This is a genomic window from Chryseosolibacter histidinae, assembly GCF_018598225.1.
GTDB classification, from domain to species: Bacteria; Bacteroidota; Bacteroidia; order Cytophagales; family Cyclobacteriaceae; genus Chryseosolibacter; species Chryseosolibacter histidini.
This window is the reverse complement of sequence record NZ_JAHESF010000029.1, coordinates 22,969-48,067: the sequence shown is the minus strand read 5'-3', so window position 1 is coordinate 48,067 and position 25,099 is coordinate 22,969. Positions and strand designations below refer to the sequence as shown.

Annotated in this window: 13 protein-coding genes; 9 read left to right on the top strand and 4 right to left on the bottom strand. The window is 50.8% G+C overall.

Annotated features, from left to right (window positions below):
- Positions 1-157: 157 nt before the first annotated feature.
- Entirely contained in the window at positions 158-1,780 is a 1,623-nt protein-coding gene (susR, locus tag KK083_RS22930) for a SusR family glycan utilization regulator (RefSeq protein ID WP_254167920.1), read from the bottom strand.
- A gap of 254 nt (positions 1,781-2,034) precedes the next feature.
- Here susR and KK083_RS22925 point away from each other — a divergent pair, with 254 nt between their 5' ends.
- Positions 2,035-4,476, top strand: a complete 2,442-nt coding sequence (locus KK083_RS22925; RefSeq protein ID WP_254167919.1) for an ABC transporter permease — start codon at positions 2,035-2,037, stop codon at positions 4,474-4,476.
- 186 nt (positions 4,477-4,662) lie between these two features.
- Here KK083_RS22925 and KK083_RS22920 read toward each other — a convergent pair whose 3' ends face one another.
- Positions 4,663-5,268 (bottom strand): hypothetical protein, encoded by a 606-nt coding sequence (locus tag KK083_RS22920; RefSeq protein ID WP_254167917.1) that lies wholly within the window; start codon positions 5,266-5,268, stop codon positions 4,663-4,665.
- A gap of 609 nt (positions 5,269-5,877) precedes the next feature.
- Between KK083_RS22920 and KK083_RS22915 the strand changes: the two genes are divergently transcribed.
- The 8 genes from KK083_RS22915 (at position 5,878) to KK083_RS22880 (ending at position 19,978) form a co-directional block, all read left to right on the top strand.
- Positions 5,878-8,313 carry an ABC transporter permease gene (locus KK083_RS22915; protein WP_254167915.1) on the top strand — a complete coding sequence of 812 codons (2,436 nt, stop codon included), beginning with the start codon at positions 5,878-5,880 and terminating at the stop codon, positions 8,311-8,313.
- A gap of 20 nt (positions 8,314-8,333) precedes the next feature.
- A complete protein-coding gene (locus KK083_RS22910) occupies positions 8,334-10,742 on the top strand; it encodes an ABC transporter permease (protein WP_254167913.1) in 2,409 nt (802 codons plus the stop codon).
- A 12-nt stretch (positions 10,743-10,754) separates the two neighbouring features.
- Positions 10,755-13,127 (top strand): ABC transporter permease, encoded by a 2,373-nt coding sequence (locus tag KK083_RS22905; protein ID WP_254167911.1) that lies wholly within the window; start codon positions 10,755-10,757, stop codon positions 13,125-13,127.
- A 157-nt stretch (positions 13,128-13,284) separates the two neighbouring features.
- A complete protein-coding gene (locus tag KK083_RS22900) occupies positions 13,285-14,331 on the top strand; it encodes a formylglycine-generating enzyme family protein (RefSeq protein WP_254167909.1) in 1,047 nt (348 codons plus the stop codon).
- A gap of 157 nt (positions 14,332-14,488) precedes the next feature.
- Positions 14,489-14,839 (top strand): hypothetical protein, encoded by a 351-nt coding sequence (locus KK083_RS22895; RefSeq protein WP_254167906.1) that lies wholly within the window; start codon positions 14,489-14,491, stop codon positions 14,837-14,839.
- Positions 14,840-15,008: 169 nt separating this feature from the next.
- Entirely contained in the window at positions 15,009-15,176 is a 168-nt protein-coding gene (locus KK083_RS22890) for a DUF1328 domain-containing protein (RefSeq protein ID WP_254167904.1), read from the top strand.
- Positions 15,177-15,310: 134 nt separating this feature from the next.
- Positions 15,311-16,342: an SDR family NAD(P)-dependent oxidoreductase gene (locus KK083_RS22885; RefSeq protein ID WP_254167902.1), complete on the top strand. Its 1,032-nt coding sequence runs from the start codon at positions 15,311-15,313 to the stop codon at positions 16,340-16,342.
- 282 nt (positions 16,343-16,624) lie between these two features.
- Entirely contained in the window at positions 16,625-19,978 is a 3,354-nt protein-coding gene (locus KK083_RS22880; RefSeq protein WP_254167900.1) for a two-component regulator propeller domain-containing protein, read from the top strand.
- 109 nt (positions 19,979-20,087) lie between these two features.
- Here the strand turns inward: KK083_RS22880 and KK083_RS22875 are convergent, their stop codons facing one another.
- Both KK083_RS22875 and KK083_RS22870 read right to left on the bottom strand, forming a co-directional pair.
- Positions 20,088-21,575 (bottom strand): SusD/RagB family nutrient-binding outer membrane lipoprotein, encoded by a 1,488-nt coding sequence (locus tag KK083_RS22875; RefSeq protein ID WP_254167898.1) that lies wholly within the window; start codon positions 21,573-21,575, stop codon positions 20,088-20,090.
- 67 nt (positions 21,576-21,642) lie between these two features.
- Entirely contained in the window at positions 21,643-24,834 is a 3,192-nt protein-coding gene (locus tag KK083_RS22870) for a SusC/RagA family TonB-linked outer membrane protein (RefSeq protein WP_254167897.1), read from the bottom strand.
- Between the last annotated feature and the right edge of the window lie 265 nt (positions 24,835-25,099).

Here is a 25,099-nt window from a genome sequence, read left to right as displayed (position 1 = left end):
CCAACAGGTTGACGAACCCTAACAAAACAATAAAAGCGCTATGCCGAAGGCAATTTGTAAACGTAAAATATAAAAATATTCGTGCATGGAAACATGCAACATATTGATTGTGTGACTTTTACTTCACACCGTTGCGGCGAAAAATATAAAACCAATATCAGCTTTTGAGCAACGAAACGGTTTTGATCCCCATGATCTTTTGCTCAAACTGGTCATTGGGTACCACAGATTTACTTTTGACGCGGTTCTTATAAGCGTAGATGGTGTTCAGCGAATAACCGAGGATCCTCGCAATTTTCTCCGGATCGTGGATGCCCAGCCTGATCAGCGCAAAGATGCGAAGCTCGGTGTTCAGTAACTGGGTTTCTTTGGGAACAATCCGGTCTTCAGGTTTGAAATAGGAGTTAAAAATGCTCACGAAGTCGGGGAAAAGCTTCAGGAAGATCTTATCGAAATTAACATACAATTCTTCACGTTCGTGGGATGGATTGATGCCATTGACCAGGAACCTGATATCTTCAAATTTTTTGGACTGGATCTTCTGGTCGATATTTTTCTTGAACGATTCGATCTTGTTGATGTATTCGGAGTTGTTGCTGAAATAATATCCTATGTATTCTTCCTTGATCTTGTCGGCCTCCAGCAGTCTCTGGTTGATCTCCTGGAGGTTGGCGTTGGCTTTGATAATGACGGCTTCGGCTGCCTTCAGTTTCTTGAGCTGCTTGAAGATAATAACCGAGAAGATCACCACGAGCGCGGCCAGCACCGTAAGTCCTGCTGAATAAGTAAGCCAGATCCGCCGCTGTCCTTCCACACTGTTGAGACGTGCCGCGGCGATCAATGGCAGAATAGAACCGATCTCGACCTTACGTTGACGCGCGCCGTAGAATTCAGCGTCATCCAGCGCCTGGTTGATAAAAATGTAAGCATGTTCGATATCGCCTTTTTTGTACAGCAGCCTGGCGAGCGTATACATGGCTGCCGTCTCTTTGGTCGATGCCCGGATATCCGATAAGGATGAAAGCACGGTATACCGGATCGTCTTATCGGGTTCGTCCAGGGCAAGGTATGCAGCGCCCAGGTCATAATAGTTCATGGCCAGCTGCGGATGAGTCAGTGTGTGGCGTTGCATCAACTCTTCCACGGTATGGATAACTTCCCGGTGCTTTCCCTCGTGCAGGTTCTTCACGGCCAGCAGGTAATAGTGAAAATAAGATCCGGGCTTGCACCCTTGAAGCGCCGAGTCCATGTAGTTGCTGTCGAGCTGTTTGTAATGCTCCCGGTAAAAAGCATCCTTGTTATAAACCATCAGGTCTGAATACGCGCGTGCGAGAAGCCTGTAATAATCCACGCGAGAGCTGTCTGGCAGGTAGCGCACTTCCACCACCTTCAGGGAATCGAACGTCTCCTTGAACATACCGGACGAGATGAGGATAAACCCGAGCTTGATCCTGGCATAGCCGATCTTTGTCTTGTCGTTGAGCCTGTAAGATGTTTCAATTAATTTCTGCGAATATTTGAAAGCCGAATCGTAAATGAAAGTTTTATACGCATGATACAGGTCATTGTACAGCGCGAACTGTGCTGCGTCGCTCAGCTGGTTGATGTCGGTCAATGCGCGCGTCAGTTTTTCAATCATCTCCTGCTTCCGGTTCTCGTAAACCTCCTTGCGACCGATCTCTTTCACCAGCACGGCAATAAGGCTGTCGTTGCCTGCCTGGGAGATGCCTTCCGTGGCGATGAAAAAAAGAAGTTGGAACAGCAAAAGGCGTCTGATCATAGGTTTGGGGTAGCCGGTTTAATGGCAAGGTCAAAAATAAATAAATAGTTCGCTTCTGAACAATGTCACCTTTATAACCGGACATTCAGGGACGACAAGAGGGATGACATCCTTCAAAAAGGTGCCTTCTCCGGGTTTGGAAGCAACCTCCCGCAAAATGTACGGTCTTTGCGTGTAACCAATGCCAAAAAAGGGAGTCATGTCTAGACGCATATCTCCTGACCCATGTACCACGCAAAAAAAAATTACCACCCATGATCAGAAACTATTTTAAAGTTGCGCTTCGCTCCATACTGCGAAACAAGCTGAGCTCCTTCATCAACATTTCAGGACTCGCGCTGGCCATGTGCTGCAGCCTGATGATCTTTATGTACATCGCCGACGAGCTTGGCTATGACCGGTACAATACGAATGCGGACCGCATCTATCGTGTCACCCGCGATTTCCTTTCGCCTGATGGATCGGTGAACCTTCACCTGGGGCATGTAGCGCCACCTTTTGGCCCGCTGCTTAAAAATGACTTCACTGACTTCGAGGAGGTAGTGCGCACGCTGCCCGGGCGTTTTCTGCTGGCTTACCAGGAAAACGGGGAAGAAAAAAAATCCTTTAACGAAGACAACTCATTTTATGCGGAGCCCGAGATCTTCAACGTGTTCACCATACCGGTAATTGAAGGCAGTCCTGACAAGGCACTGAACGATCCCTTCCATATCATGTTGTCTGAAAAAACCGCACAAAAATATTTTGGCAGTGAAAGCGCGGTGGGAAAAACGCTGAAGCTGGGTAACCAGTACGATGTGGTGGTCAGCGGTGTCTTCAAAGATTTTCCTGCACAGTCGCACTGGCATCCGAACGTGCTATTGTCTTTCTCCACTTTAAATGACAGCACGATCTACGGACGGCAGGGTCTGGAGCGCAACTGGGGAAACAATTCGTTCGGAACGTATGTGCTGGTGAAGGAGACGTTCAACAAGCAGGAGACCGAGCGGCAGTTTCCCGCCTTCCTGGATAAGCATATGAGCGCCGTGGATGGTCCCGACGCACCGGCCCCGTCAACCTGGACGCACCTGTACTTACAGAAGCTCACCGACATTCACCTGCACTCGCATCTCGACTCCGAAATGGAGAGCAACGGCGACATCAAGAATGTATACATGATGGGTGTGATCGGGTTGTTCATCATCCTCATCGCCTGTTTCAACTTTATCAACCTCTCTACTGCCAGGGCCACCAAACGTGCCAAGGAAGTGGGCATGCGGAAAGTGGCCGGCGCTTTCAGAAATCAGCTGATCAGCCAGTACTTGAGCGAGTCAGTACTCATTGCGTTATTTGCGCTGGTACTCTCCGTTGGCCTCGCGTTTCTGGCGATCGGATGGCTCAACAGCTTCACGTCAAAATCGCTGACTCTGGACATCAGCGGTCACTGGGCACTCTTTGCGGGCCTGTTGATCTTTGCCCTTGTTGTGGGCGTGCTTGCCGGCATTTATCCGGCTTTTGTGATCTCAGGTTTCAAACCTGCGCTGATCCTGAAAGGACAACAGGGCTCGGCAAAAGGAAAGGCCGGGCTTCGGAAATTCCTGGTGGTGGCCCAGTTCTCCATTTCCATCGTGCTCATCATCGCCACCATGATCACACACCAGCAGCTGCAATATTTGAATAACCGCGACCTCGGCTACAACAAAGACCAGGTGGTGACCTTGCGCTTCTTCGGCGAGCTCGCATCTTCGTACGACGCTTTTTACAACGAACTGCTGAAACAGACCTCCATCCGGAACGTTAGCCGCTCCAGCAGAACACCTACGGGAAGGCTACTGGATTCCCAGGGAACTGCCCAAGTCCAAAAGGGAGATTCGCTGGCCAACACCGATGTGGTATTGAAGAATATTCGTGTTGACACCGACTTCTTCAATACGTATGAGGTGGATTTTGTAACAGGAAGGAATTTCTCAAAAACGATCAAAACCGACGATTCGCTTGCCTTTGTGCTCAATGAATCTGCTGTTAAAATGATTGGCATGACTCCCGAAGAGATCCTGACCAGGGATTTTCAGTACGGCGGTATTAAAGGCAGGGTGATCGGTGTTGTGAAGGATTTCCATTTCGAATCGTTGCATGAATCGATCGTTCCAATGGTATTCCAGCCCCTGCCCAAAAAAGCCGGCAGCAGACTCTCGATAAAGATCGCGGGTGATAAAATGCAGGGTGGGCTTCAGCACATCGAAAAAGTATGGAAAGAATTCATTCCACACAGACCGTTTGAATACAGTTTCCTGAGCATGCAATACCAGCAGTTGTATAATGCTGAGCAGAAGCAGGGACAACTTTTCACGGTCTTTTCAGGGCTGGCCATTTTTATTGCGTGCCTCGGGTTATTCGGCCTGGCCACGTTCAACACACTGCAGCGCATAAAAGAGATCGGCATCCGCAAAGTGCTTGGTGCATCGGTGCTGAATATCGTTCAGCTGTTGTCGCGCGAGATCATTGTGCTGGTAGTCATCGCCAACCTGATAGCCTGGCCGGTAGCATGGTATTTTATGGATCAGTGGCTGGACACTTTTGCGTATCGCATTGGCCTCAACGTATGGCTCTATGTGCTCGCGGCATTTACGGCCATCCTGATCGCTCTTGTCACCGTAAGTACACAAACCATCAGGGCGGCGATGAGCAACCCGTCGAATACCCTCCGGTACGAGTAGAGTCACGAGCTGTGAGCTATGAGCTGCGAGAAGCCTCCTGAACCAATGCCGGGAAAGATCATTCGTCAGACCTACGCAGGAACAACGAAGTAAGGAGCTACGCGTTGCGAGCGATGAGTTTCGAGAAGGTTCGGCCTCCCATCCAGGTCTCGAAACTTCTCGCGGCTCGTAACTTGTTACTCGCAGCTATTTTCCCTCGAGGTTGTCTTCGTTCCGGTCGCCACCGAGGCTGTATGAATTGTTCTCTTCGTCTTCAGAGCCAATGGCTTCGTTCCGGTCGTCGAGCTCGGCACCGGGAACGTCGAGATCTTCCCCCGCCATGTCTACGGGCCAGACCCTGTTCTTCAGTTCCTCATCGTCGCCCATGTCGAGGCTCAGGTCTTTCGGGCCGAGGGCTTCAAGATCTTCGCGGGTAACGTCAGACTCGTTACCGGTTGCAAGGTCCATATCATCTTCATCCAGGCCGAGGTCTCTCGGCACCGGTCTCTCCATTTCTCCTGCCGGTGACTGCTCGAGGTCATCGACATCTCCCAGGGTTGCCGGGGGATCGAAGATCTCATTGCGGCCGGTGACCACAGGCTCGTTTCTCTTGTTCATATTTTCAGGACCCAGTGCCCGGGAAAAGTTCTCCCCATCAAACCCGACACGCTCGGTATCCCTGCGGTTCATGATGTCTTCCTCAGGGGGATAATCGCCGGGAAGTTTTTTTTCCTTTTCGTGCTCAGCGCTGTTCAACTTATCGTTGCGTTTCCTGTCTTGGGTGGTGTCTGCCGGTTTATCTTTCTTTTTCATCGTAGTAATGTTTTAAAGTCTGGCTTTCGATCACCGTCAAGGCAGTCCGCCTGCTGATGATCCTGTAATTCTACCTTCATGATGTCAAAAAACTGTGCCCTATTCTCATTGGCCATTAGCCTACGCATAAAGAAACGCCCGGATTTAACCGGGATTAATTGAGTTTCAGGATTAATGATAAATCATGGATTCTGCGGAATGCGCCATGAACATGCGCGGCATTGATCATGATCGAACGTGGCGCATTTCTTCCCACATACCAAGCCTATAGACAGGATGCTCCTGCGGAGCAAGATGCGTTTCAGCTCCGGATGGAGCTCCCTGTTTATAGAATCGAAGTTGGTTCATGTTCGGGCCCCGTAGGAGCCTCCTGAAAGCACGTCATTGGGAGCCTGTACGCTTTAAACATTAACCACGAAGCGAGCGCTTGGCATGTCGGGCCAAAAAGGAAATCATCACATTTTGACACCGTGCGGTGACGAACAGTTTCGATCACAAACGCACAGGACCGGGTCAAAAAAATGCGCCATGGAAGGCAGAAAGGCAGTTTTTGTTTTGGACTGATAGTTGGCTGTGCACTCACCGTTACCACTCAAAACAAACCTATTCATGCTTCTCAGAAACATCAGGATCGCGTCAAGGTTCTTACTCAAGCACAGGCAATACACCGGCATCAACTTATTCGGATTCACCCTCAGTCTTGTCTGTGTGCTCTTCATCGGACTCTACGCGCATGACGAGCTGAGCTTCGACCGGTTCCACAGCAAGGCTTCCAGGATCTATCGCGTAACAGAAACCGAAACTTCTGCTGAGGGAGTTACAACACAAATGGCCAGTGTTCCCTTCGAGGTGGCAACACTGAAAGAGCAACTACCTGCTATCGAAAGCGCAGTGCGCCTGGCCTCGTTCGGCAGGCTTATTATTACAAACCCGGAGAATCAGAACAAGAGCCTTGAAGCATTCACGGCCGGCGATCAGTCTTTCTTCGATGTTTTCGATTTCAAAGTACTGCATGGCACAAGCGAAGGCGCGCTTCGTGAATCACATACCCTGGTGCTTACCCGTTCAACAGCGGAGCGACTGTTCGGAAGAACGGATGTAGCGGGCAGGCTTATCGACGTTGAAGAAGATAAGCAACCTTATAGGGTCACCGCGGTACTCGAAGACTTTCCCTCCAACTCACACCTTAACTTCAATGTGATATTCTCGTTCGCAAGCATTGTTGGCATGGACTGGTTCCGTGAGGATTATGCCGCCGACTGGACATCTAACTCTTTTGGTACATATATCCTGGTAAAGGAAGAAACCAATACCGAAGCGCTGGCGAAGTCCGTCACTGCAGGCGTTAACAAAAACCGCGACGCACAGACCAACAAAACAACATTCGGCCTGCAGTCGCTGAAGGACATTCATTTTAATTCTGCCGGAATTCGCGGTGGCTTCGACCCGGCCCCTGGAGAGATCTACTACGTGTACATTTTTTCCGCCGTCGGCCTTTTTATATTGCTCATCGCCTGTATCAACTACATCAACTTATCTACGTCGCTCTCCATCACCCGTGGTAAGGAAGTAGGTGTTAAAAAAGTGGCCGGTGCCGCCAGGCATAACCTGATCTGGCAGTTCATCTGCGAATCCAACCTGATCAGCTTTACCGCACTGATCCTGGCGCTCGGCGTCATCAACGTGCTGCTTCCCTCTTTCAACACATTTGTCGGGAAACAGATCTCCCCTGAGCTCTTGTGGGAGCCGCGCGTGCTCGTGGTACTCATCATATTCATTTTGCTCACCGGCGTGCTCTCAGGAAGCTATCCGGCATTTTATCTTTCGAAGTTCAAGCCGGCATTGGCGATCAAAGGTGCGTCTGTTGCGGGCAGCAAGAACAGTCCGCTCAGGCAGGGGCTTGTCGTGTTCCAATTCGCATTATCAATCGGGCTGATCTTCGCCACACTCATCGCACAGCGACAGTTGGCCTTTGTCAGGAACGCCGAGCTCGGCTTCAGGGAAACCCAGCTGGTGGTGCTTGATATCAATAGTGGCCTGCAAAGAAGAGGCTTTGAGACGATCAAAAATGAAATTGCCAATATTCCTCTTGTTAAAAATGTTTGTGTCACCTCCAGGGTACCCGGTGAATGGAAGAACCTTCCACAGGTGGGCCTTACTGCGCCGGAGTCACAAGCTATCCAGGATCTTTATTTTATCGGCGCCGATGAAGATTTCCTTCGTACATACGAGGTACCCCTTGTTGCCGGACGGAATTTTTCAAGCAATAATTCCGTAGACTCTTTGTCCTTCCTGATCAATGAAACCGCGGCAAAGCAGTTGGGGCTGGCCGATCCATTGAATGCACCTGTCTCTATTGAGCGAGTCAATTACTCCGTCAATTTCCGGCCCCTGGAACGGCCCTTCAAAGGCAAGATCATCGGCATAGTAAAAGACTTTCATTTTCAGTCGCTGCACCAGAAGATCGCCCCACTACTGATCGCCTACAGGAACAATCCCATTCACAGCATCGATTATTTCAGCGTACGACTGGAAGCCGGCGACTGGCAGGCTGCACTGAAAAGTATGGAAAGCGCGCTGCACCTTGTCGATCCAGACGAGCCCATGGAATATAATTTCCTCGACGAGAAGCTCGCGAATTTTTACAGGCAGGATACCAAACGCGGGCAGCTCTTCACCATTGCCACCGTGGTCTCTATCTGCCTGGCTTGTATGGGACTGTTCTCGCTGGTATCGTTTATGACGGAGCAGCGCCGGAAAGAGATCGGCATCCGTAAAGCCCTTGGCGCGAGTGTGAGCCAGATCGTGACCATGATCTCATCGAGCTACCTGCGCCTGGTATTGCTGGGCTTTCTGCTGGCTACGCCGCTCGCCATCCTTGCGCTGGATCAATGGCTTCAGACGTTCGCATACAGGGTCGATATCGGCTGGGTGACGATCGTTGTAGCCTGTGGGCTTTCGCTGCTCATCGCTTTTCTGACGGTTGGATACAAATCCTTCAAGGCAGCCTGGGAAAACCCGGTGAGATCATTGAGGAATGAATAATACACATCAACCCATGGCCTATGCTCAGAAGCTTTTTTATTTCTGCGGTACGGCACCTGATCAAGAACAGGTCATACGCCATTCTTAATATCCTTGGCCTGTCGATAGGGCTTGCCTGTTTTACGCTCATAGCACTGTGGGTGAAAGATGAGCTCGGCTACGACAGGTTCCATAAAAACGCGGGACGGATCTTCCGCGTGGGCGCCACGTTCACAGACGAGTCCGGGCAATTCGACCAGGCTGTGACCTGCGTTCCCCTCGCGCCGGCCATGAAAAACGATCTGCCCGAAGTGGAAGACGTGCTTCGCATCGATATCAACGATGCCATTGTAAGGGTGGGCGACAAACAGTTCGTGGAAGACGATATCCTGGGAGTGGATCCCTCCTTCTTCAACATCTTCAGCTTCAAACTGCTCAGGGGCGATGCAGCCACCGCCTTACGGGAACCTTACAGCGTCATCCTCACCGAAAGCATGGCCACCAAATATTTCGGCCAGAAAGATCCGCTCGGCGAATCACTGCTGATCTATCTGTTCGATCCGAATGGAAGCGGGGCCCCATACAAGGTCACCGGAATTGTTGAAGATGCGCCCCGCAATGCACACTTCAGTTATAATTTCCTGTTCTCCTTCAGCACCCTTTCAGCGGTTCGTCCGCAACTGTTTACCAACGAGGGATGGTTCGATAACAGCTATTACACTTACGTGCTCACCCGGCCTGGCGCTGATGCCCGGCAGCTCGAGGCGAAGTTCCCGGCCTTCCTGGAGAAGTATATGGGCTTACGAACGAAACAGTACAAGTTTCATTATGCCTATTTTCTGCAGGCGCTTACAGACATTCACCTGAGATCACGCCTGCGCTACGAGCTGAGTCCTACCGGCAGCATGAGTTATGTGCTGATCTTCGGAACAACAGGGCTTATCGTGTTGCTGCTGGCCTGCATCAATTATATCAACCTTTCCACCGCCTATGCCGCCGACCGGTTCAAGGAAGTGGGCGTACGCAAGGTAATGGGTGCCTTCAGGGCCCAGCTCATCGCCCAGCATCTCATCGAATCGTGGCTGCTGGCGGTAGCCTCATTGCTGGTAGCCATCGCGTGGATGGAGCTGGCGCGCCCCCTCTTCGAAGATTTGACGGGCAAGGTGATCACAACGCTCTACACAGCTTCCACCATGGGTGCATTGCTGGCCATTGCTTCTGGTGTAGGGTTGCTTTCAGGTCTCTATCCTTCGCTTGCGCTGTCATCTTTCCGGACGGTCAACATTTTAAAGGGTCAGTTCCGCACCGGCACAACGGGTGTCTGGCTGCGCAAGAGCCTGGTTGTGGTGCAGTATGCGATCACCATTGTACTGATCACCGGCATCCTGGTGGTGCAGCTTCAGCTCCATTTCATGCACGAAAAAGACCTGGGCTTCGACAAGGACAATTTGCTGGTGCTGAAAACGAATGGAGACATTCAGGTGGTGTCCGGGTTTGAGGCCTTTGCCGCGGGGCTGCAGGCGAGTCCACTGGTGACGGGCATGGCAAGGTCGAACTCCATGATCGCCGGCGGCCTCGGCAACGCTGTGGCTGTCTCAGAAGATGCCGCCGGTAAAAAGGTCAACGCCACTGTCTACAGCGTTCGCGTGGATCACCATTACCTCGATGTATATGGCATGAAGCTCGTGGCCGGACGCAATTTCATTGAAGGGAATGCTGCAGACTCGGCGATGGGTTTTATTGTGAACGAGGCCACCACCCGCACGTATGGCTACGACGATCCCAACCAGGCCATCGGAAAATACTTCAGCTACCGCGGCCGCGAGGGCAGGATCATCGGCGTGGTCAGGGATTTTCATTACAGCTCCCTCCAGCAAAAAATAGAACCTACGTGCCTGTACCTGCTCAACGGCAGCTTTTCACGGATCGCCGTACGCCTGAACGGGAGTATGGACACAAACCTGGCGCTGGTGATGCGGGCATGGAAAAAATATTTCCCCAACAGCGTGCCTGACTACGAATTTGCAGAAGACAGTCTTGAAGACCAGTACCGGGCAGAGCAACGGTTCTCCGCGATCTTCCTGGTATTTTCGGCCGTATCACTTTCCATCGCCTGCCTGGGATTGTTCGCCCTTGTTTCATATTCCGTAGAGAGCCGTACCAAAGAGATCGGCATCCGGAAAGTTCTCGGTGCTTCGGTGCCCAGCATCGTGAACATGCTTTCAAAAGAATTCCTTACCCTGATCATTGTAGCCTGTTTCATTGCCGTGCCGGTGGCCTATTACTTCATGCAGCAATGGCTCCAGGATTTCGCCTACCGCATCGATCTGGGGGCGGAGGTGTTCATGACCGCGGGGATCGTTGCCCTGCTCGTTGCCATGGCTACGGTCAGCATCAGGTCTATCACCTCTGCCATGGCCAATCCTGTTGACGCCTTACGAAACGAATAAAAAAAGAAACCTATGCTCAAGAACTATCTTCAGATCGTGCTCCGGAGTTTTGTGAAGAACAGAACTTCTTCATTCATCAACATCGCCGGACTGGCCCTGGGCTTATCGTGTTTTACGGTGATCGCCCTTTTTGTGGAAAGAGAGTTCAGCTATGACCGGTTCCACCATCATCCCGGAGAGGTGTATCGCATCGTCAAAGATTTCGTCAACAATGATGGTTCGGTGGTCCCGGATGCCACTACGCCTCCGGCACTCGCGCGTGCCATTCGCGAAACACTGCCGGAAGTGAAGGCAGTCACCCGGATCTTTCCGAACTGGAACAGGATAAACCTGTTTCAGTACAAGGACAAAAAATTCTACGAGCTGAACGTGCTGCGCCTGGACAGCAATTTTTTCAAAGTATTCGATTTTCCATTCGTAGCCGGAAGCAGTGAAAATCCTTTCAACGGGGTTCACTCCATATTGCTGACGGAAACCACTGCCAGAAAATATTTTGGTGAAGAGGATCCCATCGGCAAAGTCATCCGCATCAACATCAACAACGGTACCGACTACACGGTCTCCGGCGTGCTGAAAGATGTGCCTGACAATTCACACCTTACCTTCGATGTGCTGATACCTTTTCAGAGCGGCAGAAACCCCGACATAGACTGGAACCGGTACACGTTCTACACTTATGCGCGCCTGCATCCCGGAACCGATGCCAGCAACTTTGAACAGAATGTAAAAACGCTTTTTAAAAAACATCAGCCTGAAAGCAACAACCGGTACTACATTCAGCGCCTTACAGACATTCACCTGAAGTCGAATCTTCGGTGGGAGCCCTCCACCAACAGTGACATCACTTATGTAAACATCCTGATCGCTATCGCAGTATTTGTCGTTTTGATCGCGGGCATCAATTATGTGAACCTGGTCACAGCACACGCGGCGAAGCGGGCAAAAGAGGTGGGCGTCAGAAAAGTGACTGGTGCGCGCCGGTCGCTGCTGATTCGTCAGTTCCTGTTCGAATCCATGGTGATGGTGCTGGCAGCGCTCGGGCTTTCTGTGATCATCACTACGTTGCTGCTGCCCGTGGCGTCGGGAATCACTGGACACGATCTCGCTGCTTTCCCTGCGCAAAGCAAATACGTTACCATCATACTTCCGGCTACCGCGTTGCTCATCGGTGTATGCGCTGGATTGTACCCGGCATTTTATCTTTCCGCATTCGATCCTTTAAAAGTGCTGAGGGGACGATTCTTCGGCTCACAAAGCGGTATCAATCTGCGCCGGGCCCTCGTGGTATTCCAGTTCGTGGTCTCTACAACGCTTGTTATCGGTGTACTGATCATCACGGCACAGCTGGATTTTATGCGTCAGAAAAAACTGGGCTTTAACCAGGAAAATATCCTGATGCTGCCCAATGTGCGTGGAGGCACGGGCAGCCCCGAAGCCATGGTGGAAGACATGAGAAAAATAGGCGGCATCAGCAATATCGCCCGCGCTGACGGCATTTTCGGATCTCAAAATTCAACCGTCGGTGTGAGTCCCAAGACGGCAGGCAATCGGATCACGTTGAATTTTATGCGGATAGACTACGCATTCATCCCCACGCTGCAGATGGAGCTGAAAGAAGGCCGGAATTTTTCAAACCAGTTCCCTTCTGATTCCACTGCCATCATCATCAATGAAAAAGCGGCCCGGCAATTCGGCCTGGAAGAACCGTTCATCGGTCAGCGGCTTCTGTGGGATGACGAGAACGGCACAACACGCGATGTCACCATTGTGGGTGTTGTGAAAGATTTTCACTTCACATCTTTCCATGAAGAGATCAAACCCTTTGGATTTATTCTCGAAGTAAACAACGGCGCCACTTTTTTCCTGAAAGTTCAGGCACAAAATTTTGGAAAGACCCTCCGCGAGATCGAAAATATCTGGGCGAAGCATAATCCTGAAAAACCATTCGAGTACACCTTCCAGGATGAATACATGTCGAAGCTCCATGCCACGGAGGCGAGGTTCCAGAAACTGTTCTCCTGCTTCACCGTACTGGCTATTATCATCGCCTGCCTCGGATTGTTCGGGTTGGTAACCGCGCTCGCTGAATCCAGGACAAAAGAGATCGGCATCCGCAAGGTGCTGGGTGCCACCGCTACTGGTATCATCGGTTTGCTGTCGGGAGAATTTGTAAAACTGATCGTCATCGCCCTGATCGTGGCTTCTCCCCTGGCGTATATTTTTGCAAGCTTCTGGCTGGAAGGATTTGCCTATCATACCGCCATCGGCTGGCAGGTATTTGCGGTCGCCGGCTTGTGCACACTTGTGATCGCGCTGGCCACCGTCAGTCTTCAGGCAGTGAAAGCAGCGCTGGCCAATCCGGTGGACTCGTTGAGGAGTGAATAGAGAAAAAGGAGCCAGGAGTAAGGAGTCAGGGACGGAGAGGTCTTCGAACGAAGGGAAGCTTAATGAAGCATGATGGGCTTCCCAGCTGAGACCATTCAATTTACAAATTTTGTATTTTATTGTCGTAGCGCTATCTTCAGCGGGGAAATTTTTATCGATGATAAAAAGTATTTTTTCGTTAGCGGGCGCATGGCTGATGCTTGTGGTGATGGTATGCTCCTGTGACAAAGGCAAGTCCGGTCGACATGCTGCTGACAAACAAACCGGTACGGAAGGAATGGTGTGGATTCCGGGAGGAGAATTTATCATGGGAACAGACGATCCGGAGTCTTATGCGCATGAACGTCCTGCGCATTTGGTGAGGGTTGACGGGTTCTGGATGGATGCCACAGAAGTCACGAACGAGCAATACAAAAAATTTACAGAAGCAACCAGGTATGTCACAGTAGCGGAGCGCAAGCCCGACTGGAACGAGCTCAAAAAACAACTGCCTCCCGGCACGCCCAAACCTCCCGACAGCGTGATGGTGGCAGGCTCGCTGGTGTTTGTCGCGCCGCAAGAGCCTGTGATGCTGAACGACTATTCGCAATGGTGGAAGTGGCAACCTGGCGCCGACTGGAAACATCCTGAAGGGCCTGGCAGCGACCTGAACGGAAGGTGGGACCATCCGGTGGTGCACATCGCCTATGAAGACGCACTGGCCTATTGCGCGTGGAGCGGCAAACGTTTACCCACTGAAGCGGAATGGGAGTTTGCCTCACGCGGGGGCAGGGCGCAGGAACGTTACAGCTGGGGAAACGAACTGAACCCCGAAGGAAAATTTCTCGCCAACACATTCCAGGGCAGCTTTCCTTCGCGGAACCTCAATGAAGATGGCTTCGAAGGAACCTCACCCGCTAAAAAGTTTCCAGCCAACGACTACGGCCTCTTCGATATCACCGGCAATGTATGGGAATGGACCAGCGACTGGTACGATGTCAATTATTATAAAACGTTGTCAGCCGCAGCCATCAGCATCAATCCGCATGGCCCTGACAGACCTTACGATCCCGATGAGCCTTTTGCCTTGAAGCGTGTGAGCAAGGGCGGATCATTCCTCTGCGCCGGCAACTACTGCTCCAACTACAGGCCCAGCGCCCGCCAGGCCACCGCCTTCGACAGCGGAACCTCTAATATAGGATTCCGCTGCGTAAAACAAGAGTAGGTTAGTACGAGGTACGATTTACGAGGTACGAAATGGAGCTCTGATCGAAGGGGGTCTACGTACCTCGTATTTCGTACCTCGTACCTTGCATTTGCGACCTCGTACCTCGCGAGGCACGGTATTATTACTCCCATCCAAAAAAATAACGACATTATCCATGAAAAAACTTGCATCCATCCTTGCGGGGTTATTCATAACGGCGGCAGTATACGCGCAGTCACCCGCTCCTGAGCCCGACACGCTTCGTGACCCTGTAAAGCAAACCGATCCGGAAGGAAAGGTATTGCCACGCAGCTCCAACTATACGGAAGATCACCAGCGCATCACAGCGAAGCAGCTGCCACCTGGTGTACGGCAGACACTTGAATCGAGTACTGAGTATGATGGCTGGGAAAAGGCAACCATCTACAAAAATAAAAGCGGCAATTTATACATCATAGACATCACCAAAGCAGATACTACGAAAACGTATCGCTTTGACAAGCTCGGCAGGCCGGCAAAAGAATAGGCTTTGAACTGGCTCACCGTAGATAAGCCTCTACACTTGCCTGTTCTTTTTACGGCGCAGGGTTTGGTATGAAGATTTTTTAGAAAAAAGTGAAAGGAATGGCCCAGGCTGTTCCGCAGCTGTGGAGAAGCTGGGATTCTCCGGCATGTAGCAAATAAACAGTAAAACTATGTTACGCTGGTCTGTTATTTTCTTTGTGATCGCCATCATTGCCGCCATCTTCGGATTTGGTGGCATCGCTGAAGGCGCCGCCTCAATTGCAAAAGTTCTCTTCTTCATTTTCCTCGCGCTTTTTATAATCGCGATCCTGTTTGGCGCCAGCATCTTCAAACGATGATGGCGGTGGGAAAGAGCAAGAGATAAAAATGTACAAGTGATGATGCTGCCCCGAAAGTTGTTGAGTCAAGATACGGCTAATAGCTTTTGAGGCAGTGTCATCATTTTTCGCCACACTACTGAATAATCATCACTATGGCTAATGATCGGGTTCATTCGCTTCAGAAAACGCTGGGCTGGGCGGCCACTGGCGTTGGAGTTCTTTTGGTGGCCAATGCGCTTTACCGGGAGTTTACAAGGTTCAGGCTGGATGGAAAAGTGGTTTTGATCACCGGCGGCTCCCGTGGATTGGGCCTTGTGCTGGCCAGAGCGATCGCGGCCCGTGGTGCCAAGCTCGCCATCTGTGCCAGGTCCGCCGACAAAATTGAGCTTGCCAGACAACAGCTCGAGCGCTCCGGTGCAGAAGTGATGGCCCGGACTGCCGATGTCACCGACCAGGAACAGGTAAAAACGCTTGTCAACGATGTGGTGAATTACTACGGAAGAATTGACGTGCTCATCAACAACGCGGGAACAATCCAGGTAGGCCCGCAGGAAGCCATGCTCGTGGATGACTACGAACAAGCTATGAAAACAAATTTCTGGGCTCCGCTGTATGCCATCCACGCAGCCCTTCCACATTTCAGAAGACAACGCGAGGGAAGGATCGTCAACATCACCTCCATCGGCGGAAAGCTGGCCATGCCTCACCTCCTGCCCTACAGCGCGAGCAAGTTCGCTGCCGTGGGACTTTCAGAAGGCATGCACGCCGAGCTGAAAAAAGAAAATATCCATGTTACCACAGTAGTGCCCAACCTCATGCGTACGGGAAGCCCCCGCAACATCACTGTAAAGGGCAATCATGAAGCCGAGTATGCGTGGTTCAAAACCGCAGCTTCTTCACCCTTGCTTTCGCACGATGCTGAGATCGCCGCACAGAGCATCATCACGGCGCTGGAATACGGTCAACGTGAAGCCATCCTCTCCCTGTCAGGAAAACTGGCTACCGTAGTGAAAGGCATCGCCCCCGGCTGGGTAGGTGCCCTGCTGACCGTGGCCGACAAATTCCTGCCCGGGTACAACGGAAGCCTGGAAAAGAAAAAAGGCTACGAAGCAGAATCCCATCTTTCGCAGGGCGGCGTCACCGTACTCTCCGATCAGGCTGCGCTGAAGAATAATGAAATGTAGTTGGAAGTTAGAAGTTAGAAGTTTAAAATTTAAAGTTTAAAGTTTAGCTACGTTCACGTTTGAGCTTTTGATTCAAAGTTGCTTTTTTTAAACCAGTCAGTCAGGATCCCTTGGCGCACTCCACCTGGATTACATAACCCTAAACTTTAAAACTTTAAACCTTGAACCTTCAACTTTAAACCTTAAACTTTAATTGCGTCCTGCAAAATCTTTGATTAAATTATATGCTACCTAGCCCCACTCATTTAAGTGAAATTTCTGTTTGCTACAGTAAAAAGGCTCATGTCGTTGCTCCTGCTTTGTCTGACGGGGAGCATTATTGCCACCGCACAGGCACCATCGCCGGACGGGCTGCAATTATTTTTTAAAAGATTTTCCACAGAACACGGGTTACCGCAGCCCACCATCAACAGCATCATTCGCGATTCGCGTGGGTTTGTGTGGATCGCCACCGAAGACGGGTTGTGCCGGTTTGATGGCACGGAGTTCAGAACATTCCGCCACGCCCCCGATGACTCAACAACGCTTAGCCATAATGTTGTTCATTTCATAGAGGAAGAGCGTCCCTCGGGAAATCTATGGGTTGGCACCGTATCGGGCATCAGTTATTTTGACCGGTCGCTGGAACGTTTCAAAGTTTACAAAACCACCCATCCACCCGGTACCATCTATGCCAACGCAGCGCTCGATAAGAAACGGAATCGCTTATGGCTCGCCTGCACCGTGGGAGGCCTGCGCTACCTGGACCTGTCGTTGCAAAAAGTAATTGCCGTCAAAGAGCATGATCTCGACAAAGAAAATATATGGACAATCAAAGTGGACGGTGATAGCCTGATGCTCGGAACCACGGGTGGGCTGAAGGTCCTGGACCTCCGCACCCAACGTGTTACGATGATCGACAACAGGTCCGCCATCCGTTCACTGCTGATCGATGACCAGAATTTATGGTTCGGAACAGAAGGCCACGGGCTGGGCAGCCTGAACAGAGCTACAGGGCAGATCACCCATTATAACCGACAGAACGGTGGTACGAACAACGATGCCGTCTGGTCTCTCGCCAAAGATAAAGACGGCAATTTGTGGATCGGCACCGACGGAGGCGGATTAAACATTCTGACTCCAGGAGATAGAACCCACTATTATCTCCACTCCGAATTTGACGAGAGAAGCCTCAGCAGCAACACGATCCGCGCTATCTTCATCGAGCCGGGTGGAAACGGATGGCTGGGCACTTACAATGGCGGCGTAAATTACCACGAGATCCCCCCGGTGAGATTCCGGTTGTATAAAAGTGAATTCCTCAACAAAAATTCTCTAAGGCACAACGCCGTTTCGGCATTTGAAGAAGCTGATGATGGAACGATCTGGGTCGGCACAGATGGCGGCGGTCTTCATTACCTGAAGAACGGGATCATCTACCGGTATGAATTTCCCGCACAACTCAGGCATATCAACGTTATCACATCGTTGCTGGTGGAGGGTACTGCCTTGTGGGTTGGAACATTTCAGCACGGGCTTGTATACCTTGACGGACGTGGTGGATGGAAACAATATCTGTACGATAGCCGCGACAAGACCTCGATCGCCAGCAATACTGTATGGGCACTGAAGAAAGACTCCCTGGGTTATTTGTGGGCAGGCACTGATCGTGGCGTGAACAGGCTTACGCCGAAAACAGGTATCTTCAATCACCTCGATCATCCGCTGGAAGGGAACATCAACAGGCTTTTTACCGACATCCAGGCGCAAACCATCCTGGTCTCTTCAAACAACACCCTCTGGATTGGATCGAACGGTTTGCTGGCAGCATATATCCCTTCAAAAGATTCTGTGATCGAGATCAGCCGGGTGGATGAGCAGGGCCGCTCCATTCCCGACCTGCGGGTAAAAGCCTTGCTGGAAGACAACGAAGGGATCTGGATCGGCACGTATGGTGACGGGCTTTGTCAATATCGTACCACCTCCGGCCGTTTCCATATTATTGACGAGCGTGACGGTCTTCCCGACAACACCGTACTCGGCATCTGCCAGGAGACGTCAGGAAGCTTATGGCTGAGCACAAACGGCGGACTGACCCATTTTGAAGAATCCGATACAACCTTCACGGTTTTCAACGAGAGCTATGGCGTTCAGGGCATGATCTTCAACCGGAACGCTGCCCTGAAAACACGCGACGGACGTATGCTGTTCGGAGGCACCAATGGTTTTAACATTTTCACGCCCCGGGAGTTCGCGCATGACATGAACACGCTCGCCGTTGTTTTTACGGGCTTCCGCATCTTCAACGAACAGGTTAAACCCGGAAGCGATCTGCTGGCAAGAAGCATCACGGAGACAACGGAAATTGATCTGTCGCATGCCGACTCGAGATTGATCACCCTGCAATTTTCAGCCTTCAACTTTCTCTCACAAGACAACCTGATCTACCAATATAAGCTCGAAGGTTTTGAAAACGACTGGCAGGTTGCGGGAAAAGACCACAGTGTGACTTTTACCAATCTTGACCCATCAACGTACCGGTTACTGGTCAGGACATCGCTGAACGGCCAGACATGGGGTCCGCAAAAAATGCTGCGCATCACCATTCAGAATGTATGGTGGAAGACCTGGTATTTCAGGCTTATCGCATTTCTCCTTTTTTGTGCGATGGGATTCAGCTATTACCGCTACCGTGTTTACAAGCTTGGAAAAAGAAAAAAAGAGCTTGAACGTCTGGTCGCTCAGCAAAGCCGCGAGATAAAGAGGCAAAACGAAGACCTGGCCGCACAGAACGAAGAGCTGAAAGCGCAAAACGAGGAGATGAGCGCACAGCAGGAGACGATCACGAAGCAGAACCTGATGTTGCTGGAAGCGAGAGAAAGTCTTCAGACGATCAACGAATCGCTGGAACAAACCGTGCATCAGCGTACCGAAAAACTGAACGAGACCATTCACCAGCTTAATAAAACAATAAAGGAACTCGATGCCTTTGTCTACAGCGCCTCCCATGACCTGATCGCGCCGCTGAAATCGGTGATGGGACTCATCGACCTGATGCGCAGGCAAAACCAACAAGACGAGCTGAACGCCTACATCGACCGAACGGAGCTAAGCATCAAAAAACTGGAAGACGTGATCAAGAACATGATCCAGTATTCGCAGAACTCAAGCCTGGTTGTCACCTATGAAGAGATCGATCTGCACCAACTGGTTCACGAATGTTTATCGGATCTGAAATTTTTCCCCGGCATGGAAGCCATGGTATTCCAGGTAGAAATAGAGAAGGGATTCCTGGTGAACGGTGATCAAAAACGTATCAGGATCATTTTGAACAACCTCATCAACAACGCCGTCAAATACCGGGATGTAAACAAGGAGATCTGCCGTATCAAGATCACCGCTGAAAAGGGAAAGTCTGTCTGGAAGCTGAACGTGGAGGATAACGGCATCGGCATCCCCAAACAATACCTCAGTCGTATCTTCGAGATGTTCTACCGCGCCACCGAGCGATCGCAAGGCTCCGGCCTGGGGTTGTACATCGTTAAAGAAACCGTTGAGCGTCTCTATGGTGAAATATACGTCGACTCAGAATACGGCCAATGGACGCGGTTCACGGTGGCCATCCCGGATGAAAGGGTTTATATACGGAAGAAGTAGATGTGATGTGATGTGATGAGATGTGAGATTTGAGACATGAGACCCGGTACCGAAGCGTTGGTACAGGGTCTCATCCCGATAGCGATCGGGACTTAATCTCAAATCTAAACTACTTTTCCCACCATACTTTTGCGTTGATGTCGTCACTGCCACCCATGTTGGCAACGGCGGCAGCGTAGTTTACAGGGTTGTTGGTTTCCACTACTACGGGATACTCGAACCTCACCGGAACCATCTTGTTGTTGAGCATGGCATCGGTCTTGGGCAGTACAGGCAATCCCGTTCTGCGGTACTCGAACCATTGCTGATAATCGTTGAAGTACAACGCATAGTATTTCTGCAGCATGATACGCTCAAGGGTTCCGTTATATTCGGTAGCAGCTTTGGTAGTGGCATTGGTAAAGTAATCTGCCGGCATCACGGCGCCCCATTGTTCAATGGCAGCCTTTACGCCCTTCTGATAATATCCTTCTGCGTTGGCCGTTGGAAGTACGCCTTTCTGAGCCAGCTCGGCCTTGATGAACTCCACTTCGGCATAGGTCATGATCACGCACACCATAGGCGCCGTGGCCAATGCTACGTTAAGGCCGGAGGGTTGAAAAGCAAATTGCGAGTCGCTTCCTGTGTAGGCACTCGGAATACCTTTGTAGCCGATATTGGTTTTGCCATCTTTTGACTTGGCCTGTGTATTGAACACCGCCCTTCTCGGATCGTTGAAGGCGTTCAGGTTATCGATGAAGAATTCAGCGCCGGCCCTGAACGTTGTAAAGTCGATCGCACGGCCCCAGGGTGAAACATTGGCGCCAACGCCTGAAACTTTCAGGATGGCGGCTTCGCTGTTGCTCGTGAACACCGGATTTGCCGCAGGATTGTTGATGATCTCCGCCATGCGGGCATAAGAATTCATCTCCGGACGTTTGGATACGCGCAGCAGCAAACGCAGGCGCAGCGAGTTGCAGAACATTTTCCAACGCAGAATGTTCTTGCCGTCTTTCTGATCGTCAGCCGAATTGCTGTACAGGAGATCCGAACCATAGATCATAGGCTTTTTCGGATCGAACAGTGTATTGGCGTACTCCAGGTCTTCCAGTATTTTTGTGTAAACCTCCTGCTGTGTGTTGAACTTAGGCTGGAAAATTCTTTCCTCACCACGAAGCGCCTCATCCATGGGCACATCGCCGAAGCAATCGGTGAGCTGGGAGTAGATCCAGGCATTCAGTGTGAGCGCAACGGCTTCGTAGTTCGCATCCGGTGCAGCAATGGCAGCTTCCTTCAGCTCACGCACGTTGTTAAGCCAGCGATAGTAAGTGTTCCAGGTTGAGTTACCGGCACTTTCGCCGATATCGTACCGGTGCACACCACCTGAATTGCTGGGATAAGGTAGTGTCACCTGCATAATGTGGAAGGTGAAGTCGTCGGCACGCAGCGTGTTGAAAGTTGCCATCGAATACAGGATGGGATTGAGCAACGTTCCCGGGCTGATCTTTTCAGTTCTGTTCGGGTCGGTATTCAGTTCTTCGAAGCCCTCGGTGCAGGAAAAGTTGACCCCTGCAACCAACAGCAACATGATCGATATTTTCTTGATATTTTTTATCATAAATATTTTTCTGTTTATGAGAGCGTCATCAAACACAAGCGCTCTCAGCATGATCAATTTTAGGAAATTACAGTTTCAAAGTAACGTTCACACCATACGTTCGCGGCGTAGGCATCTGACCTATCTCAACGCCCGGCAGCAGCGTGCTTCCATTCAGCGCAGCAGTTTCGGGGTCGAACATGGGGAACTTGGTAATCATCGCCAGGTCACGACCGTACAATGCCACACTCACCGCATTCAGTGGTGTTCTGCTCAGCAGGCTCTTCGGAAGACTGTACTCAAAGCGAACTTCCCTTAACTTCACATAAGATGCGTCGAATGAGTTTGATTCCACATTCGCCCTGCGATAGTAGTCGGCATAATAATCCGGCACCTGCACCTGCGTGGTGTTGGGCGAATACGTTCCGTCGCCGTTAGCCACAACACCTTTTCCGATGATATACCCTTCTTCGCGGCCCATCAGCGTGCTCTTCAGCTTGCCCTGCTCCGACATTTTGTGGTGTGTTTGCGAATAGATGATGCCACCGTACTGGCCGTCGATCAGGAAGTTGAACCTGAAGTTTTTGTACGTGAATTCGTTGAGCACGCCACCTTTCCAGTCGGCATAAGCATTGCCGATATACTGGATGGTCTCCGGGCGGGCAGGAAGGCCACTTGAATTGTAAATGATCTGTCCATCAGGTGCGCGCAGGAAACCGAAGCCATAAACGTCGCCGGTAGTACCGCCCACGGTTGCCGCAATGGTAGCATTTCCGCCAGTGCCGAGGTCCATTCTTTCACCAAGCTCTGCAGGTAACGACAACACTTTATTGTAGTTCTTCGCCCAGGTGATGGTAGTATTCCAGCTGAAGCCAGGGGTGCGCACGGGGGTACCGTTCAACACAACCTCAACGCCCTGGTTGCGAACTTCACCTGCATTGATCACAGCCCTGCTGAATCCCGTGGTAGGATCGATCGGAATGGGAACGATATGGTTTGTTGTAAGATTCCTGTACACCGTGAGGTTCAATCCTACTCTTCTTTCGAACATCATGTACTCGAGACCTGCTTCATAGTTGGTATTGAGCTCGGGTTTGATCTTCGCATTATACAAGGTAGTGGGAGCAGATCCTGACCCGGGAAACTCGCTCACATCATAATACTTACTGGTCTGATAAGGGTCGCCATCAGAACCGACAGAGGCAACGGCCAGCCTGAGCTTGGCATAAGAGATGATGGAAGGCAACGTGAAGATCTCGCTCAAAATAAAGCTCGAGCTGATGGAAGGATAAAAGTATGAATTGTACTGGCTTGGCAATGTGCTTGACCAGTCGTTGCGGGCGGTCAGGTCAACGAAGATCTTATCGTCAAAAGACAAAGCCGCCAATCCATAAAAGCTGTTGATCATTTTATCGTTATCGATGGTAGACACCATGGGCGTGGTAACACCGTTCGACAATTTGTAAAGCGCGGGGATCACCAGGCCTTCAACATAGGCATTCATCTGATCGAGGTTCCTTTTCATGGTATTGCCCCCTGCCGAGATCCGGATATCAAAACGGTCCGATAACTTGTCTTTATAGGTAAGCAGGAAGTCGGAGTTCATCTCAGAATAACCTATGTTCTGCACTTTGTAATAGCCTTTCTGAAAATTGGCCGTGCTGTAGGGGCGGCGTTGCTCGCGCTCTTCCTGGTTCATGGTTAAGGAAGTACGCACCAACACTTCGAACTTTTTGGAGATCTCGTAGGTGGCCGATATGTTGCCGACAATACCATTGTTAACCACAGAATTGGTCATGTCATAAGCGATCACATACGGGTTGTCGATGAACGAGCTGAAAGGGTGGATCTGGTCTACCTGGTACTTATCCTTTTTCCAGCGGGGCTCATACCATTTCAGGTCAACGTTCGGATTCTGGAAGATCATAAAATAAGAGATCGACTGGTTATTGTATCCCGTTGCCGGAAGGTTGTCGCTTTTCTTATTGGTATAATTGATCTTGCTGGCGATCCTGATCTTGTCTGACACTTTATAGTTGGCGCTGAATGCGGCGTTGATGCGCTCATAGCCAGTGTTGGGCATGATCCACTCATTCTTCGTATGGGTGATAGAAGCCCTCGCAGAGCCTTTATCATTACCACCTTCGATAGAGATGCTGTTGGCCACGGTTGACCCGGTGCGCCAGAACCCTTTCACATTATCTTTATAAGGCTTCCAGGGAAGACGCTCGGCAGATGTTCCCTCGGTGGCAGGATCATACTGGTAGTACTCCTGGCCGTTGAACTTCGGGCCGAAAGCGCTGCTGGTACCACCTGTGCTGGCGCCGTCAGCCGTGGCACCATAAGAATAATACATCTCGCCATTTGTATTGAAGGCCTTGCCTGTGCCCTGGCCATATTCATACTGGTAATCCGGCCACTTCAACACATCATTGAAGCTGATGTTGGAGTTGATGGTAACACCCAGGCCTTTGTTCTTGCGCGCGCCTGATTTCGTGGTAATGATGATGGCACCATGACCACCACGGCTACCGTAAAGTGCTGCGGCGCTCGGCCCCTTCAATACCGTGATGCTTTCGATATCATCGGGATTGATATCGGCGATGCCGTTACCGAAGTCGATCGGCACATCGTTGCCAGAGCCTGCTCCGTAGGCACTGCTCACACCGGAGCTCGCCATGTTCGTATTCATCGGTACACCGTCAAGCACAATGAGGGCGGAATTGGTGTTGGTCACAAAAGAGTTGTCACCCCGCAGCTTGATGCGCGATGAGTTCAAAGGACCGGCACCTGAAGAGAGCAAACTAAGACCGGCCACTTTGCCCGAGAGCGCTGCCGACCAGTTATTCGAGCGGGCGTCGGTCATCTGGTTCTCATTCAGCGTTTGCGTGGAATAACCCAACGCTTTCTCTTCACGCTTGATACCCAGCGCCGTTACCACTACTTCGTTCAGCGTTGCGCCGTCTTCCTGCAAGCTCACGTTCAGCGTTGAGCCACCTTTATAGGTGATTTCCCGCGTTTTAAATCCGATGAAGCTGAAGACGAGAACGCTCTGGGATGATACAAGCTCGGGGCTCGTCAGCGTGTAGGCTCCATTGGCATCGGTAGTGGTTCCAATGGTAGTGCCCTTGATCAGTATACTTGTTCCCGGCAGCGGACTCTTAAGGCTGTCGGAAACCACTCCGCTGACTGTCTGTGACCATGCATTGCCGCCGCAACACAAGACCAGAAGAACAATACACGCGAAAATTTTTTGGGAGGTTGGTAGATTTTTTAGCATTCAAATTATGGTTAAGTGGTAGATGACAAACGTAGTGTGACTCTGTTACATGAAATCGGTAAACTCAATTACCAAATTGTTAATAAAATTAAATTTAAAGTGAGTCACTGAAAGTATAAAGAGGAGGAACCCGAAATCGAATGCAGGTATACTCAACATGCTGACTGTAAGTTGCGTGTATTTTTTGATGCTTGATACACGCAACGTACACACACCGGATGCACGCAGTTTATAATGATGAGGCGCGAAATTCAATTGAAAAAGG